This is a genomic window from Streptomyces sp. Je 1-369, assembly GCF_026810505.1.
In the GTDB taxonomy this organism is placed as follows: domain Bacteria; phylum Actinomycetota; class Actinomycetes; order Streptomycetales; family Streptomycetaceae; genus Streptomyces.
In genome coordinates this window covers 3,809,556-3,824,186 of the sequence record NZ_CP101750.1, presented here as the reverse complement: position 1 = coordinate 3,824,186, position 14,631 = coordinate 3,809,556, and the positions used below count along the sequence as shown (strand labels likewise).

The window sequence follows — 14,631 nt, the reverse complement described above, 5'->3', positions numbered from 1 at the left end:
GGGGTCATGACACAGGCTCTGAGGACCGACGGGGCGGCCCTACTCCTCGTACTCCTTCCAGATCCGCGGCGGCAGCACGTTGCCGCGCTCCGACTTCTTCCCGGCCACCCCCGACAGGGGCAGCAGCTGCGGCTCGCCGGGCCGCAGCCGGAACAGCGTCACCGCCGTCGACAGGTCCTTCGAGTAGCCCGTGAACCAGGCCGTCCTGAGCCGGTCCTGGTCGCCCGTGCGGCCGACGGCGACGTCCACGCCGAGGCGTTTGCCCGCCGTGCGCAGGGCGTCGGTGACCTCCTGGGCCACCTGCGGGTCGAGCGCGCGCCGGGACGAGGGCGGGGCGAGGCCGGGCAGTGGCTCACCGTCCTTGACGACCTTCGTCACCGAGTACGGATCGCGCCGCACGCCGTCGTTGGCGAACGTCCCGTACGCGGTGGCCATGCGGATCGCGCTGGGCGTCGACGTGCCGACGGAGAACGTCGGCTCCAGGAGGGCCATGCTGTGCCGCAGCAGCCCGGCCGAGACCGCGGTCCTGCGCACCATGTCCAGCCCGACATCCTTGCCGAGGCGTACGTACGTGGCGTTGCCGCCGGACACCAGCGCCTCCCGCAGCGTCGGCCGGTCGGGGTCGGGGGCGCCGTCGGACCGGCGCAGGACCCCGTCCGCCGCGTAGCGACTGTCGGCCAGAATGCTCTGTCGCGCCCCCGCCCCCGCCGCCGCGCGACCGCTGAGCGGCGCCACCGCGTCGGCCGTCGGCTCGTGCGCCGACACCCCGTGCTGCAACGCCGCCGCCAGCACGAACGGCTTGAAGGCCGAGCCCACGGGGACGCCCGACGTGTCGGCGTTGTTGGTGAAGTGCGTGGTGGCGTCGGGCCCGCCGTACAGCGCGACGAGCGCCCCGTCGGAGGGCCGCACGGACGCCGCGCCGACCTGCACGTGCCGGTCGGCCGCCCGCTCCTTCGGGTCGAGGTCACGCGCGACGACGCGCCGCACCGCCCGCTCCAGGCGGCGCACCTTGGTCCTGTCGAACGTGGTGTGGATCTCGTAGCCACCGCGAGCCAGCTCTTCGTCGGTCAGTCCGGTCTGCTGCTTGAGGTACCGGTTGGCGACGTCGACGAGGTAGCCGGTCTGGCCGCCGAGGCTGGTGGAGCGCGACTGTCTGCGCGGCTCGGGGAAGGTCCGGTACTTCGCCCGCTCCTTCTCGGCCATCAACCCGACGGCGACCTGCCGGTCCAGGATCCACGCCCAGCGCTCCCGCGCCCGCTCGTGGTTGGCGGCGCTGACGGAGGGGTCGTACAGGTCGGCGCCCTTCAGCATGGCGGCGAGCATGGCCCCCTGGCTGGGGTTCAGCTCCTTCGCGGGGATGCCGTAGTAGGCGCGGGCGGCGGCCTCGATCCCGTTGGCGCCGCGCCCGAACCAGCTGGTGTTCAGATACCCCTTGAGGATCTCGTCCTTGCTCTTCTTGCGGTCCACCTTCAGGGCGATGACGAACTCCTTGACCTTCCGCGTGACCGTCTGGTCCTGCGAGAGGTAGGTGTTCTTCACGTACTGCTGGGTGATGGTGGAGCCGCCCTGCGTCTCGCGGCCGCGCACCATGTTCACGACGGCGCGGGCCAGGCCCTTGGGGGAGACCCCTGAGTCCTCGTAGAAGGTCTCGTTCTCGGCGGCGATCACCGCGTCCACGGCGGACGGCGCGATCTGGTTCAGCTCCACGTTCTGCCGGTTGACGGCTCCGGTGCTCACCATCTGCGAGCCGTCGGACCAGTAGTAGACGTTGGCCTCGCGGCGGGCCGCCGCGTTCTCGTCCGGGATGTCCACGCTGACGTACACGCAGACGAAGAGCGTGGCGACGGAGGCGGCGAAGAGGCCCGCCGCGCCGAGGAGCAGGCGCCACGACGGGAGCCAGCGCCGGACGCCGCTCCTTCCGGCGCGCGGGTAGTCCACGATCCGTCGCCGGCCGCGGCGACGCGACCTCCTCCGCTGAGCATGTGTACCCATGCCGGAGGAGAGCGCGCCGCACGCGGCCGGGTTGGCCCGGAGGCGGTTAGCGGTACGTAACAGTCCGCTCGCGAACGCGGTGGGGAGACCGCGCGTGGCCGACGGGGGTCAGCGGACCTTGGTCAGTGCACCCTTGTCCTTGAAGATGGCCAGGCCGTTGGCCCAGAGCTGGTTGACCCTCGACCGCTCCTGCGCGTTCGGGTACGCGTTGGTGCAGGACGTGCCGGGGCCGCCACCGGACATCAGCTCGCTGCACGGACCCGAGTAGTGGTCGGGCAGACCGAGAACGTGACCCGTCTCGTGCGCCGTCACACGCGTGGAGTTGTACTGCTGGTTCTGCCGGTAGTCCAGGAAGATGTACCCGCGGCCGTGCCCGTCGGTGGAGGCGTACGAGCCACGCGAGTCATTGCCCTCGCGGTACTGGAAGTTACCGGTCGAGCTGGTCTCCTGCAGCTTCACGTTGCTGACCGAGGAGTTCCAGATCTGCGTGCTCTGGGATATCTGGCTGCGGAAGCTGGGCGCCCGGCTGGTGTTGTAGGTGACGGTGACGACCTGGATGCCGGGCTTCGCCGCCTGCTTCTTCAGTGCCGACTTCATGACGGCGTCGAAGAACTTCTTGTTGGCGGCCTGCTCCTCGGCGGAGCCCGTGTACGACGACGCGGTGTACGTGGAGGTCGCGGACGTCGACGAGGGCTTGACCGTCTCGGCTGCCGGGGCCGCGAACGCGGAGGGCGCGGCGGCCAGCGACGCCACGAGGGCGGCGGAGCCGAGGGTGGCGAGGAGGCTGGTGCGGGATCTGTTCATGGGGGTGTCCCTTCCGGGGAAAGGCCGGTATCCGGTGCGCCCGGGATGTCCGGGCAGCCGGGACCGGAGGCCTGCGGGTGCGGTTTCCGGTCGGGACGAGTATTCGGGGGCGGGGCGTGTTCGTACCGATGTCATTGGGCGATAACGTCAAAGCATCAACTGTTCGACGTATGTTAGGGGTTGACCGCCTAGCGGGCGCCTAGCGGGCGCCAACGGGCACCGAGCGTGCGGGGACCGTGCCGCGGGTCGGGCCTGCCGCGGTCGGCGGTCGGGCCTGCCGCTGTCGGGCCTGCCGAAGGGGAATTACCGGCGCCGGGAACGGCTTGCTGAGGAGGAGGGGCCGCAGCCCGCGGCCCGAGCCCTGCCCTTCGGCCAGCCCGGCCCCACCCTCGGAGAGGTCCCGTGTCCGAAACCCGCGCCCCCGGATCCGCCTACGACCCCCGCACGCTGCTCGCGGCATCCCGTCTCGGCGTACTCGCCACGATCAAGAAGGACGGCCGCCCCCAGCTCTCACCCGTCATGCCGTTCTACGACGCCGAGGCGGACGTCGTCCACGTGTCGATGACCGAGGGCCGCGCCAAGACGGCGAACCTGCGCAGGGACCCGCGAGCCACGCTGGAGGTCACTGGCCCCGACGGCCGCTCGTGGGCCACCGCCGAGGGCACGGCGATCCTGACGGGCCCGGGCACCGACCCCGAGGGCCCCGAGGTGGAGGCGCTGGTGCGCTACTACCGCCTGGCGTCCGGTGAGCACCCGGACTGGGACGAGTACCGCGCGGTGATGGTGGCCGACCGCAGGGTGCTGATGACGATGACGGTGGACCGCGTGTACGGCGAGAACCTCGGCTGAGGGTTCGGCTCACCGGCTCGCGCGCGGGGTGACGACCATCGGAATGTCGTCGGCGGCCCACAGCACGAACCGCTCGACGGGCGTCACCTCGTGCCCCTCCACGGGCCGGAACCGGAACCGCTTCAGCAGCACGGCGAGCGTCAACTGGGCCTCGACCATGGCAAGCCCGGCGCCTTCACAGCTGCGCGGCCCGACCCCGAAGGGAACGTAGGCGAACCGCGACCGCGCGGCCACCGCCTCCGGGGCGAACCGCTCGGGCACGAACTTCGCGGGCTCGGGCCAGTGGTCGGGGTTCATGTGCACGGCCCAGAAGGGATAGAAGACGGTGGTGCCGGCGGGAATCTCGTACGTGCCGTCGGCGCCGTCGAGGACCATGTCCTCGGTGGTCTCGCGGGCCCCGTAGGGCCCGGGCGGGTAGAGCCGCATGGACTCCTTGAGCACCATGTCCAGGTACGTGAGTTCGCGCAGGTCGCCGTAGTCGGGCGCGGACCGGTCGCCGAGGACGCGGTCGAGTTCGGCGGCGACGCGCTCGGCGACCTCGGGGTGGCGCCCGAGCAGGTGCAGGGTCCAGGAGACGGCGACGCCGGTGGTGTGGTGGGCGGCGAGCATGGTCACCATGACGGTGTCGCGGATGCGGGCGGGGGAGGTGCGGGTGGCGAGGAGGGCGTGGATGAGGTCGCTCCGATCACCACGACGTTCTTGCCCCGCCCTCGCCTCCCTCCCCTCCCTCCCCTCATGGGCGGCGATGACGCGGTCGACGGTGGCGCGCAGGTAGTCGAGGGCGAGCGAGGCCCGCTGGTTCGTGCTGTTGTCCTCGCTGAGTACGACTTCGAACGCGTCGACGACTTTCTCGGCCTCGACGACGCCACTTCCGGCGCCGTCGGCGCCGCCCAACGCGTAGGCGCAGATCATGCGCAAGGAGAGCGCGGTCAGATCCTTCTGAAGGAGGACGGGAACCCGACCCGCACCCACACCCACACCCACACCACCACTGTCCCCGTCCCCGTCCCACCGTTCGGCGAGCCCCTCCACCAGAGACACGAACTCCCCGAAGTGCCGTTCGTGGGACGGCCGCCCGGCGAACACCTCCAACAGCACGCGCCGCCAGGGCCCGTGCTCCTCCGCCCCGATGACCTGAAGGTTCCCGGCTTCGCAGAGGGGTTCCAGGAACGAGAAGAGGGCGGCGGGCCGCTCGTCGATACGAGCGGTCTCCTCAAGGACCAGAGGATCGGAGACGGACACGGCGACGCCCACGCCCGGCAACTGAAACTGCACGACGCCTCCGTACTCGGCGTGCAGCCGAAGCTGATAAAGATGCAGACCACCCGCGTCCGAGATGGCCCCGACCCCACCGTCATCACGCATCTCCGGCCCTGGAATCCGCATGGCGCCACCTCCGCAATCCGCCGCACTTCGATGCACTCCGATGCCGCCGGCCACCGGCGATCTCTGCTGCCCTCAGGCCAACGAACGGCACGGGTGGGGCGGCAGGGCGTTTTCGGCCCCCTGATCCCCCTGATCCCGGTGATCCGTTCCGCCCGCCGCCGGGCGGAGGCGATGGAGGGCGGGCTGCCGCACGGTCCGCCGGCGGCGCAGTGGGGCGCGATTCTGGGCGGCCCGGTGTCCGTGACGGCGGTGGCCCTGTGGGAGCTCCATCGCATGCGCACGCGCCACGGGGTCCGCATCCGCACCTGAGACGGGAGTTCAGGGGCGGAAGGGGGCGCTTTTTTCTCTGTTGCTGTTGATACTGCGGTCATGAACATAGTTATGGCCTGTGTGGTGACACAGGGATTACGCAACCTGGTGTCGGTTTAGCGTGGTTACTGACAGAGGGGGCCTCAGTCCATGCTGAACAACTCCGTGATCCTGGTCGTCGACGACCACAAGGACACCCTGTTCGCGCTGGAGAGTGCGCTGGCCCCGCTCGGCTACCCCTTGGTGAGCGCCTCCAACGGCGACGACGCGCTGCGCGTGATCCTTCGCGGGAACGTCGGCCTGATCCTCCTGGACGTCCGCATGCCGGGCGTGAGCGGCCTGGACGTCGTCCGCTACGTCCGCCGCCTGGAACAGACCCGCGCCATACCGATCGTCCTCCTGACGGGCTTCGACGTCAGCAGGGAGATCTCCGCTGCGGCGTTCCGCCTCGGGGTGGCGGACGTGGCCCTGAAACCGATCGACCCCCTGACCCTCCGCACGAAGGCGCGCTACCTCTTCGAGACGTACGGGCAGCTCAAGTCGATGCAGAGGGAGATCGAGGACCTCAGGGCCCAACTCAAGTCGGGAATCATCACGTCCACGCCCCTGAACGAGGGCGCGCGAGGCGACTCCTGAAAGCCTGCTTCGCGTGAGGCCCCCGGCTCGCATCCCCGTAGTCCCCGGCCCGGACGGGCGCTCGAAGGTGATGTCGCCGGGGGGCGGTAAGGGCAGCGCGAGGGCAGTGAGGGCATCGCCTGTGACGGAATGGAGACGTCGCGGGCGACCGGCTGTAACTCGGTGAGGGATACAAATAGTTCAGACCGCACAGGCCACCCGCTACTCCCCCGGGGGACACCATGAAGAAGACCCGCCTCACCGCGCTCGCCGCCGTCACCGTCGCCGCCGCCCTCTCGCTCACCGCCTGCGGTGGCGACGACTCCGGCTCGGACACGTCCTCCAAGGGTTCCTCGTCCGCCGCGAACTCGTCCTCTTCCTCCGCGTCCTCGAAGGACGGTTCCGGCGAGGACATCAAGGCCGAGGCCGCGGGCAACGCGACGAAGGCCGGTGCCAGGGTGACGTTCTGCAAGACGGCGGACCTGGCGATCGACGCGAAGGACGCCGCGCCGGACGAGAGCACCGGCCGGATCGACGTCACCATGATCAACCGTGGCTCGAAGACCTGCTCGGCGACGGGCTTCGCGGGCGTCGACATCAAGGACGCCGACGGCACCTCCAACCCCATCGAGCGCGGTCAGGCCCAGCCTCGCGTCACCACCCTGAAGCCCGGCGACGCCGCCGTCTTCAACCTGGCCTACGAGATCGACAACAGCGGCGAGAGCCTCTCGAAGCCGACCCACATCCTGGTGACGCCCCCCAACGAGACCCACACCGTGACCCTGAAGTGGCCGGCAGGCGCCGGTGCGATCAAGGGCGCCTACACCGACGTCCAGGTCTACCCGACGCACAACACCAACTGAGCCCGCTGCGTCAGACCTGGCCGAGGTCGATCTCCACCGGGGAGGGGGCCGCTACCTTGAGGATGCCGGTGAACAGACCCGCGTCCCGGTAGGTCCTCGTCGCGGGGTCGAGGGCGTAGGCGTACACGAGAGGAACGCCCGTCGCGGCCTGCTCGATCCGCCAGTAGAAGCCGATGCCCGCCTTGGCGTACTGGTCGACCTTCACGACCCGGTCGGTGGTCTCCGATCCTGGTGACACCACCTCCGCGACCAGCAGCACGTGCTGAGGGCGGGTGGGGGTGATGTCGATCGTCTCTGCGCGGTACACGATGACGTCCGGGCGGCGGTTGGTGAGCGGGACGTCCTGAAGCCGGACGGCGAAGCCGGTGTCGGCGTTCCAGTCCGGGCCCGCGGCGGCATCCAGGGCGTTCGCCAGAATCCGGGCGAGCCGGTTGTGCCGCTCGGACGCGCCTCACGGCCGGGCAGGGGCGCTTTCGTCGTGTCTGCGCGCAGCGGCTAGGCGCCGAGAGTGTCGAACATGTGGTCGTCGAGGTCGGCGACGAAGTCCTCGCGCCGCCACGGCCGCAGGTCACGGCGGGCTCGGCGCAGACGGATGGAAGCCACCCGGCCGCCCGTCGATGCTGCGGCGTCGATGCACTTGTGCAGCAGCACGGCCGCCGCTTGCGGATCGTCGAGACGGATACACGCGGCTGCCTGGTCGGTCGACACGATGGCTCTCTGCACCCGCTCGCGCGGGGCGGACAGGGAGGCCGCCGACTTCGCGAAGTAGTCGTGTGCCTCGGACGCGTCGCCGACGTAGAGCGACGTCACCCCCTCGAAGCCCCGCAGATGAGCGGGTGAGAAGCTCGTCGTCGATGCCGCCGGGTCCCCGTCGCGGCTGCTCTCCATGTCGTACCAGGCGAGCGCGAGCGCAGCCTTCGCGTGCTTGGCCGAACCAGCCCGAGCCGCGATTTCTGCCTGCAAGGCATGGGCACGGGCGCGAACGGTCACGCTCTCACCGGCTCGTGCGTCGCGCACCGCGGCGTCGACGAGTGCCTTCGCGGGACCGAGCCCGGGGGTCGAGTACAGCGTGACGAGTGCGTGACTCATGTGCACCATGGCCCGTCGCCACGGCGCGCCGATCGCACCGGCCGCAGTTGTGGCTGCGGAGTAGAGAGATTGCGATGCCTGGTCGTCCCGAGTCTCGAACGCGAACCGCCCGGCGAGTGTGTACGCCTGCGCGGCGACTGTTCGAAGGTCAGGAACGAAGACGTCGGGGACTGCTGCGGCCTCGTCGAGCAGGCGTCGGCAGGACTCGACGACCGGGGCGAGTAAGAGCTGTAGGCGTACGAACGGGATGCTGCCCACTTGCCCGTTGACGAGGGTGATCGAGTCGCGCATCGCGTCGAGCACGCCCTCGTCGACACGGGCAGGGTCGGCGAGGGCCGCCGACAGGGCGCACTCGGTCGTCGGCCTGAGCAGTGCGAGCAGCCCGCCGTCGGCATCTGTGGCTATGCGCACGAGCAGCGTGCGCAGCTCGTCGAGGTGTTGCTCGCTCTCCCCGAGGTGAGCGAGCGCGTCGAGCAACTCGGCGAAGTCCGAGCCAGGGCCGAGCGAAGCCTGCCCGGCGGCATCCTGCGCGTACCGGTGCGCGAGCAACAGTTGATAGCGCTCGCTCGGCAGGACGGGCACCGTAGTGCTTTCCCATCTCGCGACTGATCGCTGCACGCCGGCGAGGCTGGAACCGAGCGGCTGCCCGAGTTGCGCGGCGGTGTCGATCAGAGCTTTCGCGGTGTCGCGCAGTGACCAACCGCGGCGTCTCCGAAGGCTCTTGAGTGCGGCGGCGCCAACGGCGCTGTCGTGCGTGCTCATGCCGTCATGATGCCCGCCGAACGGGTCATACGGGCACGATCAGACGTGGCCTACCCTGCTGTGCACCGTAGTTGATCGTCTGCCAGGTCCCGGACGTGCCTTCCGTTCCTTTCCTGGGAAACCCGATCACCATGTCGGAGTGATCGACCATCCAACGGTTCCGGGCGTGGTACGCCGAGGTGCACAGTTCATCGGCGCCCAACTCGACGGTCTCGTAAATCCGTGCGCGGCAACGGTCGATCACCTGCCGTGCCTCGGTCGGTTGCTGTGCCACCGTCCCCGGTGCGACGACCGTGATCTTCGACTTCGAGTTCCCGGCGAGCCAGAGCAGTGTGAGACTGTCGATTCCCTTCGCACCCCCGATGTAGAAGTGCGACTCATCGTCGGCGAAGGCGCCCACGTACCGGGCGAAGAGATCGGCGTACCAGGTGAGTTCGTGGTGATCGGTTGCCCGTGTTCCGGTAAGCGTCAAGGTCAGAGGCATGGTCAACTCCGTGTCATAGGTTGTCATATCCCGCACCGCAGGCTGATGCGGTGGGATCGGGGCATGGACGCGAACACCGCAGCCATTCTGGCGGAGCAACTTGCGGCGCACGGATTGACTGTCACAAATGTGGATGATCAGACAGCGAGTGTGGCGAACCACCTACAACTCGGCGTCGTCGAGGCGGGCGACCACCGCGGCGGGCGCTGTGTCGCGGACCGGGGATACGAGCTCGGCGAGACCGGCGCCGAGGAAGGCACAGCCCAGCGGCTGGCCTACCTCCTGGGCCTTCCCCAGCGGTGCACATGCCGACGGACCTGACACGCGAAGGGGGGCCGCCCGTGCAGCAACCACTTGAGAAACGGTTCAGCCGCCACCCGGTATCCGTCGGGCAGGCCCGCTCGTTCGTCGCGGCGGCGCTCACCGGCTGGCAGCCCGAGGACCGACTCGACGACGTGAAGGTTTGCGTCTCCGAGCTCGCGACGAACGCGATCCGACACAGCAGCGTCGGCCGCGGTTTCCTGGTCCGGGTGGCGAGTCGCGACGAGCGACTGCGGGTCGAGGTGCGCGACGGCGGGGGTGACGACGGGCAGGCCCCGTACGTGAAGGAGTCGGCCGCCGATGTCGACTCGGGCCGTGGGCTCTACCTGGTCGCGACCCTCGCGGACGACTGGGGCGTGAACCGCCACGAGGGCCCCGGGCGTACCGTCTGGGCCGAGTTCAAGGCCAGCCCGCCCATAAGCCGCGAGGCGACGACGACCAAGAGGAGACGTTCGATCAACTAACTCCGGCCGTGCCCAGGGCCGCGCGGCGGTCGAGCCTCCCGCGTGGCTCCCGCCGAGCAGCCCGACTACCTGCCACACGTACGCCCCCACCCGTCCAGCGGAGGTGCCCCGGTGGCCAGGCGCTACGCCTACCCGTGCGAGCTGCTCGCCCGTTCCCTCGACGGCACGTACGAGGCGATCCTTGCGATGCCCCGCGCGCCGACGCCGCTACTTGCCGCCCGATGGGCCCGGGCGACGGCCGACCGGTACCCGAGCTGCTCGCCCCGGCGCCCGCTGCCCCTTACCTCGGGCGGGGGCACCCCTGATCGAGGCCCCGCCCGAGAGGCCCCAGCCCGACGTCAAGTTGCACGCGTGGTCGCCGTAGGCGTACTGGGGGGCGTCATGGTTGAGCCGCACACCGCCGAATGCCTGTATGCCTCCCCAAGGCCGCGGACTTGTGGTCGAGGAAGCATCCGACGCGTGGGCCTCGCCGCCTACCTGACCGCCGCCGTTCCCCCGCTCCCGCAGGGGCGCTCAGTCTCCCGCCCCGGCCCGCCAAGATCCCGGCCGGGGCGGGTATCACGCCCTTCCGCAAGTCGGACGGGCGCACAGCGAAGTGCCGTACCGGCAAGCGAAGAGAAGAGAAGAGAAGAGGAAGAGATGACGCTCACCCTCGAAAAACCTGTGGCCGCGCGCACGCGTGACCCGAAGGAACTGCTCAACGCCGTACAGCCGCACATCAAGCACCTGACCATCAACGTCCTCGACAGCGGCATGGCCCTGTGGGATCGCGAGATCGCCCTGCTGCTGCGCGATCACACGATGGTTCACGACATGGCCGAGCGCATCCTCGGCAACGCGGTCATGTACACCATGGCCTCGCTCGAGCACCCCGAGGTGCACCTCGGGGTCGGCAAGCTCGTCGACATCGGCGTGCATCAGCTCATCCTCGACACGCCGGTGTGGTGGGCGCTCTGCGACGTCTACAACGGCGGCGCGTACAAGCACCACGCCCCGTTCATCGAACGCCGCGGCGACGGCCTGTGCCTGCGTACGGCCGACTTCCTCAAGTCGATCGGATTCGCGATCGACGAAGAGCTGTGGGAGATCGACGGTGCCGAGTGCTCGCCGTGTGACAACAAGGTGCCCGACAGCCACTGATGGCCGATACGGTGCCTCCGCCCTCGCGCCGAGGGCGGAGGCACCACCGCCCGCACCACCGAAGAGGACTCCATGCCCGTACCTCACGACCTCGCCGCAGAGACCGAACTGTGGGACGCCTACGCCGAGTCGGCGTTCAAGGACGACGCCGAGCCCGTCTTCAACTGGACGCAGTACACCGGGCACGGCCCCGGCCCCGAAATCCTCGGCGCCCCCTCGACCGTGCTGGAGACCGGCTGCGGCACGGGCCGGGCCCTGGCATACCTCGCTACCCGGGGGGTCGAGGCTCACGGGGTCGACCTGTCGCCGGTCGTGGTCAAGAAGGCAACGGAGCGATGGGCCGAGACCGGGGCGACGTTCCATCACGGCGACGTCTTGGAGTACCTCGCCGTGCACGATGGCACCTACGACGCGGTGTACTCGGTTTTCGGGGCTGCCTGGTTCGCCGATCCCAGCCGGCTCTTTCCGCTGGTGCGGGCCCGCCTCAAGCCGGGCGGCGTGTTCGTGTTCTCCCAACCGCCGGCCATCCCGGGTGCCTACGGGCCACAGGGCATGTACAAGGGCGGGTTCGCAGGCAAGGCGATGTTCACCTACCGCTACAGCTACCGCCCCGCGGTGTGGGAACGACTGCTGACCCGAGCAGGGTTTACCACCGCGTCCGCGCGCGTGCTGGACGCACCGAAAGAGGGCCACATCGGAACCCTCATCGTGCATGCGCAGGCGCCCTGACCTGTCGCAGCCGCGGGCTCGGCGGCGGTCAACCTCGAGCCGGTCGGAATCACGAGAAACGCTCGGTGCCGCTGCCCTGGTCGTTCGCGGAGGAACTGCGGCCGCTCACCATCGACCGCGGCGACGATGACGCTCGAAGCGCCGCTCACGGAAGCTGCGTGATCGAAACCATGTGTACAAAATGCGTACTGCCCGTTCGGGCAACCCCGAACGGGCAGTGAGCAACTGGTCTATGACCACTGCTACAGGTTGTGCCCCCGGCAGGATTCGAACCTGCGACACCCGCTTTAGGAGAGCGGTGCTCTATCCCCTGAGCTACGAAGGCGGGGTTCTGCGTGGACCGCCGAGGCGGGTCCCTGGACAGGGTAGCGGATGAGGGTGCGGCCGTCGGCCCCCCGGGGTTCGTGAGGGGCGACGGCCTTCGTGGGGCGTCGGGCGGCGTGGCGGTCGGTGTCAGGCGGCGGGTGTCGCCGTTGGTGGGGCGAAGCGCATGGGGGTGATCTGCTTGACGTCGTAGCGGCTCCGCATGCGGCGTACCGCCTCCGGGTCCACCGAGTCGCCGCCCGCCGCCCAGATCTCCGCTATCTCCTCGAAGTACGCCTCGTGCTCCGGCGACGGGTTGCTCTGGAACAGCATCCGGACCGGGCTCCCCGTGGCGTTGCGGAACGCGTGCGGTGTGTTCGGCGGTACGAACATGCTGCTGCCCGCCGGGGCGCGGACCACTCTGTCGCCGTCGACGGACTCCCAGTCCAGCCAGTCGTCCGTGCGTTCCGTCGGCTCGAAGGCGAGGAGTTCCAGCTCGCCCTCCAGGATGTAGAAGAACTCCTCCGCCTCCTCGTGGTAGTGGCCGCCCGTGTCGAAACCGGGCGGGACCACCACCTCGAAGATCGACGCCGACGAGCCCTGTGCCCCGGTGGCCTTGAAGGTCACTTCCTGCGCTTTCGTGACCAGCTTGCGGCCCTCGCCCGGCAGGCGGATGAGGTCACTCATGCGATCGACTCCTTGCGTGAGCTGAGCTGAGCTGTGCGGGATGTAGCGATCGCTGTCAGGGTATGACCCTTACCTCAAGGCTTGCTCGGGTCTGTCGCAGGTGCGTGTTACTCGATCACCAGGTCCACCTGGATGTTGCCGCGCGTCGCCTTCGAGTACGGGCAGAACGCGTGCGTCTTGCGCAGGAGCTCCTCGCCCGCCGCGCCCTGCAAGTGGTCCGGGAGCTCCGCCCGCATGATCACGGACAGGCCGAAGCCGCCGTCCGTCTCGTCCTTGCCGATGCTGACCTCCGCCGTCACTGACACGTCGGACACGTCGATCTTCTCCTGGCGCGCGATGTTGCCCATCGCGCTGGCGAAGCACGCGGCGTACCCGGCGGCGAAGAGCTGCTCGGGGTTCGTGCCCTGGTCGTTGCCGCCCAGCGCCTTCGGAAAGCCGAGGGGCAGGTCGATCTTGCCGTCGGAGCTGACGGCGCGGCCCTCGCGGCCGTTGGCGGTGGCTACTGCTGTGTACAACGCGTCCATGGGGTCATCCCGTCCTCGTTGCGAGCGACTGTCTCGGCTCGGCTCGGCTGGCTGGCGTACAGCCGTAAGTGTTGCACGCTATTAAGTTGTGCACAACTTAATTGGGTAAGCGAGGGCTCGCTGTAGCCTTGTCGCATGGACGACGAGGACCTTCTCCGGCTCGATCAGCAGATCTGCTTCTCGCTGCACGCCGCCGCCCGTGCCTTCAACGGCGTCTACCGGACCCTGCTCAAGGACCTCGGCCTGACCTACCCGCAGTACCTCGTCATGCTCGTCCTCTGGGAGCACGACGAGCTGCCCGTCAAGAAGATCGGCGAGCGGCTGCGGCTCGACTCAGGCACCCTCTCGCCGCTGCTCAAGCGGCTCGAAGCGGCCGGGCACGTCGAGCGGCGGCGCAGCGCCGAGGACGAGCGCTCCGTCACCGTGCGGCTCACCGAGGAGGGGCGCGGCCTGCGCGAGAAGGCCCTCGCCGTGCCACGCGCCCTCGCCGACTCCACCGAGCTCTCCCTCGACGACGTACGGGATCTGCGCGTACGGCTCGATCAGCTCACGGCCGCCCTCGACCGGCACCCGGGCCCGGGCAAGGACGACCCGGGCAAGGACGGCCCGGGCAAGGGCGGTCGCGTGGGGGCTCCCTAGGAAGCGCCGCCGGGGAACACCGTTTCCGTCGTCGTCACCACCGCGCACTTCCCCGCCGCCCACCGCAGCGCCATCGCGTGGTCGTCCGCCGAGAAGTCCGCCACCGCGTCGGCCACCACGAACGCCTGGATGTCCCGCATCCACGCGTCGCACGCCGTCATCAGGACGCCGATGTGGGCGTAGATGCCAGTGATGACCAGCTGGTCGCGGCCCTGTGCGCGCAGGCGCTCCAGGAGGTCCGTGCGGACGAAACCGCTGTACTTCCACTTGGTGAGGACCGTATCGGCGGGCGCCGGGCCGATCTCCGATGCGATCGCCGCCGCCTTCGCGTCGTCGGGCAGGCCCGGACCCCAGAAGTCCTGCTGGAGGCCGCGTTCTGCGGGGGACTGGCCGCCCGGCTGTGCGGTGTGCACGACCGGGATGTCGAGGTGGGCGGCCCGTCTCTTCAACTCGGCCACGTGGGAGAGGAGTTCCGGGACCGGGGACGCCGTGCGGTCGTACGCCGAGAGGAAGTAGTTCTGCAGGTCGTGCACGAGCAGTACGGCGCGGGACGGGTCGACCTTCCAGTCGACACGGTTCGCGGGCAGCTCGTCGGGCGACGGCATCGGGTAGGGGGTGATGGCGGGGAGGGCCATGGTGCGGCGGTTCCGTTCAGGGTGCGGTGCGGTGCG

General features: G+C 69.6%; 17 protein-coding genes, 1 tRNA gene and 1 pseudogene. 9 read left to right on the top strand and 10 right to left on the bottom strand.

The annotated features are described in order from the left end of the window. Positions 1–39: 39 nt before the first annotated feature. Positions 40–1,992, bottom strand: coding sequence for a transglycosylase domain-containing protein (locus tag NOO62_RS17340; RefSeq protein ID WP_268771787.1), 1,953 nt, complete (start codon positions 1,990–1,992; stop codon positions 40–42). A 108-nt stretch (positions 1,993–2,100) separates the two neighbouring features. Further along, the gene (snpA, locus tag NOO62_RS17335; protein ID WP_268771786.1) at positions 2,101–2,796 is read right to left on the bottom strand and encodes a snapalysin; all 696 of its coding nucleotides are present in this window, start codon (positions 2,794–2,796) and stop codon (positions 2,101–2,103) included. A gap of 402 nt (positions 2,797–3,198) precedes the next feature. Between snpA and NOO62_RS17330 the strand changes: the two genes are divergently transcribed. Next, positions 3,199–3,645 carry a PPOX class F420-dependent oxidoreductase gene (locus NOO62_RS17330; RefSeq protein ID WP_268771785.1) on the top strand — a complete coding sequence of 149 codons (447 nt, stop codon included), beginning with the start codon at positions 3,199–3,201 and terminating at the stop codon, positions 3,643–3,645. 9 nt (positions 3,646–3,654) lie between these two features. Here NOO62_RS17330 and NOO62_RS17325 read toward each other — a convergent pair whose 3' ends face one another. Next, positions 3,655–5,031: a cytochrome P450 gene (locus tag NOO62_RS17325; RefSeq protein ID WP_268771784.1), complete on the bottom strand. Its 1,377-nt coding sequence runs from the start codon at positions 5,029–5,031 to the stop codon at positions 3,655–3,657. Here NOO62_RS17325 and NOO62_RS17320 point away from each other — a divergent pair. From NOO62_RS17320 to NOO62_RS17310, 3 genes are all read left to right on the top strand, one after another. After that, a complete protein-coding gene (locus NOO62_RS17320; protein WP_268775979.1) occupies positions 4,939–5,340 on the top strand; it encodes a hypothetical protein in 402 nt (133 codons plus the stop codon). The genes NOO62_RS17325 and NOO62_RS17320 overlap by 93 nt on opposite strands. 150 nt (positions 5,341–5,490) lie before the next feature. Beyond that, positions 5,491–5,976 (top strand): two-component system response regulator, encoded by a 486-nt coding sequence (locus NOO62_RS17315; protein ID WP_268771783.1) that lies wholly within the window; start codon positions 5,491–5,493, stop codon positions 5,974–5,976. 221 nt (positions 5,977–6,197) lie between these two features. Continuing rightward, positions 6,198–6,818: a DUF4232 domain-containing protein gene (locus NOO62_RS17310; protein ID WP_268771782.1), complete on the top strand. Its 621-nt coding sequence runs from the start codon at positions 6,198–6,200 to the stop codon at positions 6,816–6,818. A 10-nt stretch (positions 6,819–6,828) separates the two neighbouring features. On the opposite strand, the pseudogene NOO62_RS17305 reads toward NOO62_RS17310, so the two are convergent. The 3 genes and pseudogenes from NOO62_RS17305 to NOO62_RS17295 form a co-directional block, all read right to left on the bottom strand. Next, positions 6,829–7,266: pseudogene (locus NOO62_RS17305) on the bottom strand (Uma2 family endonuclease); the annotation flags it as partial. A 47-nt stretch (positions 7,267–7,313) separates the two neighbouring features. Further along, a complete protein-coding gene (locus tag NOO62_RS17300) occupies positions 7,314–8,669 on the bottom strand; it encodes a hypothetical protein (protein ID WP_268771781.1) in 1,356 nt (451 codons plus the stop codon). 25 nt (positions 8,670–8,694) lie between these two features. Then, positions 8,695–9,180 carry a hypothetical protein gene (locus NOO62_RS17295; RefSeq protein ID WP_414930994.1) on the bottom strand — a complete coding sequence of 162 codons (486 nt, stop codon included), beginning with the start codon at positions 9,178–9,180 and terminating at the stop codon, positions 8,695–8,697. Positions 9,181–9,282: 102 nt separating this feature from the next. Here NOO62_RS17295 and NOO62_RS17290 point away from each other — a divergent pair, with 102 nt between their 5' ends. The 4 genes from NOO62_RS17290 (at position 9,283) to NOO62_RS17275 (ending at position 11,807) form a co-directional block, all read left to right on the top strand. Next, the gene (locus NOO62_RS17290; RefSeq protein ID WP_268771780.1) at positions 9,283–9,474 is read left to right on the top strand and encodes a hypothetical protein; all 192 of its coding nucleotides are present in this window, start codon (positions 9,283–9,285) and stop codon (positions 9,472–9,474) included. Positions 9,475–9,494: 20 nt separating this feature from the next. Continuing rightward, a complete protein-coding gene (locus NOO62_RS17285; RefSeq protein ID WP_268771779.1) occupies positions 9,495–9,938 on the top strand; it encodes an ATP-binding protein in 444 nt (147 codons plus the stop codon). 639 nt (positions 9,939–10,577) lie between these two features. Then, positions 10,578–11,078, top strand: coding sequence for a hypothetical protein (locus NOO62_RS17280; RefSeq protein ID WP_268771778.1), 501 nt, complete (start codon positions 10,578–10,580; stop codon positions 11,076–11,078). Positions 11,079–11,150: 72 nt separating this feature from the next. After that, complete coding sequence (locus NOO62_RS17275) at positions 11,151–11,807, top strand: class I SAM-dependent methyltransferase (protein WP_268771777.1); 657 nt, start codon at positions 11,151–11,153, stop codon at positions 11,805–11,807. A gap of 252 nt (positions 11,808–12,059) precedes the next feature. On the opposite strand, the gene NOO62_RS17270 is transcribed toward NOO62_RS17275, so the two are convergent. From NOO62_RS17270 to NOO62_RS17260, 3 genes are all read right to left on the bottom strand, one after another. After that, positions 12,060–12,132, bottom strand: a tRNA-Arg gene (locus NOO62_RS17270). Between the two features lie 128 nt (positions 12,133–12,260). Beyond that, complete coding sequence (locus tag NOO62_RS17265) at positions 12,261–12,797, bottom strand: cupin domain-containing protein (RefSeq protein ID WP_268771776.1); 537 nt, start codon at positions 12,795–12,797, stop codon at positions 12,261–12,263. A 107-nt stretch (positions 12,798–12,904) separates the two neighbouring features. Beyond that, positions 12,905–13,321 (bottom strand): organic hydroperoxide resistance protein, encoded by a 417-nt coding sequence (locus NOO62_RS17260; RefSeq protein ID WP_268771775.1) that lies wholly within the window; start codon positions 13,319–13,321, stop codon positions 12,905–12,907. A gap of 135 nt (positions 13,322–13,456) precedes the next feature. Here NOO62_RS17260 and NOO62_RS17255 point away from each other — a divergent pair, with 135 nt between their 5' ends. Beyond that, positions 13,457–13,960 carry a MarR family winged helix-turn-helix transcriptional regulator gene (locus NOO62_RS17255; RefSeq protein WP_268771774.1) on the top strand — a complete coding sequence of 168 codons (504 nt, stop codon included), beginning with the start codon at positions 13,457–13,459 and terminating at the stop codon, positions 13,958–13,960. Here the strand turns inward: NOO62_RS17255 and NOO62_RS17250 are convergent. Continuing rightward, positions 13,957–14,595, bottom strand: coding sequence for an isochorismatase family protein (locus tag NOO62_RS17250; protein WP_268771773.1), 639 nt, complete (start codon positions 14,593–14,595; stop codon positions 13,957–13,959). The two genes, NOO62_RS17255 and NOO62_RS17250, sit on opposite strands and share 4 nt — an antisense overlap. Positions 14,596–14,631 lie beyond the last annotated feature (36 nt).

What these genes read in the sequence shown, in the direction of transcription:
- NOO62_RS17340 (WP_268771787.1), bottom strand. Translation starts at nt 1,992, where the DNA reads ATGGGTACACATGCTCAGCGGAGGAGGTCGCGTCGCCGCGGCCGGCGA.
- snpA (WP_268771786.1), bottom strand. Translation starts at nt 2,796, where the DNA reads ATGAACAGATCCCGCACCAGCCTCCTCGCCACCCTCGGCTCCGCCGCC.
- NOO62_RS17325 (WP_268771784.1), bottom strand. Translation starts at nt 5,031, where the DNA reads ATGCGGATTCCAGGGCCGGAGATGCGTGATGACGGTGGGGTCGGGGCC.
- NOO62_RS17315 (WP_268771783.1), top strand. Translation starts at nt 5,491, where the DNA reads ATGCTGAACAACTCCGTGATCCTGGTCGTCGACGACCACAAGGACACC.
- NOO62_RS17310 (WP_268771782.1), top strand. Translation starts at nt 6,198, where the DNA reads ATGAAGAAGACCCGCCTCACCGCGCTCGCCGCCGTCACCGTCGCCGCC.
- NOO62_RS17300 (WP_268771781.1), bottom strand. Translation starts at nt 8,669, where the DNA reads ATGAGCACGCACGACAGCGCCGTTGGCGCCGCCGCACTCAAGAGCCTT.
- NOO62_RS17295 (WP_414930994.1), bottom strand. Translation starts at nt 9,180, where the DNA reads ATGACAACCTATGACACGGAGTTGACCATGCCTCTGACCTTGACGCTT.
- NOO62_RS17280 (WP_268771778.1), top strand. Translation starts at nt 10,578, where the DNA reads ATGACGCTCACCCTCGAAAAACCTGTGGCCGCGCGCACGCGTGACCCG.
- NOO62_RS17275 (WP_268771777.1), top strand. Translation starts at nt 11,151, where the DNA reads ATGCCCGTACCTCACGACCTCGCCGCAGAGACCGAACTGTGGGACGCC.
- NOO62_RS17265 (WP_268771776.1), bottom strand. Translation starts at nt 12,797, where the DNA reads ATGAGTGACCTCATCCGCCTGCCGGGCGAGGGCCGCAAGCTGGTCACG.
- NOO62_RS17260 (WP_268771775.1), bottom strand. Translation starts at nt 13,321, where the DNA reads ATGGACGCGTTGTACACAGCAGTAGCCACCGCCAACGGCCGCGAGGGC.
- NOO62_RS17255 (WP_268771774.1), top strand. Translation starts at nt 13,457, where the DNA reads ATGGACGACGAGGACCTTCTCCGGCTCGATCAGCAGATCTGCTTCTCG.
- NOO62_RS17250 (WP_268771773.1), bottom strand. Translation starts at nt 14,595, where the DNA reads ATGGCCCTCCCCGCCATCACCCCCTACCCGATGCCGTCGCCCGACGAG.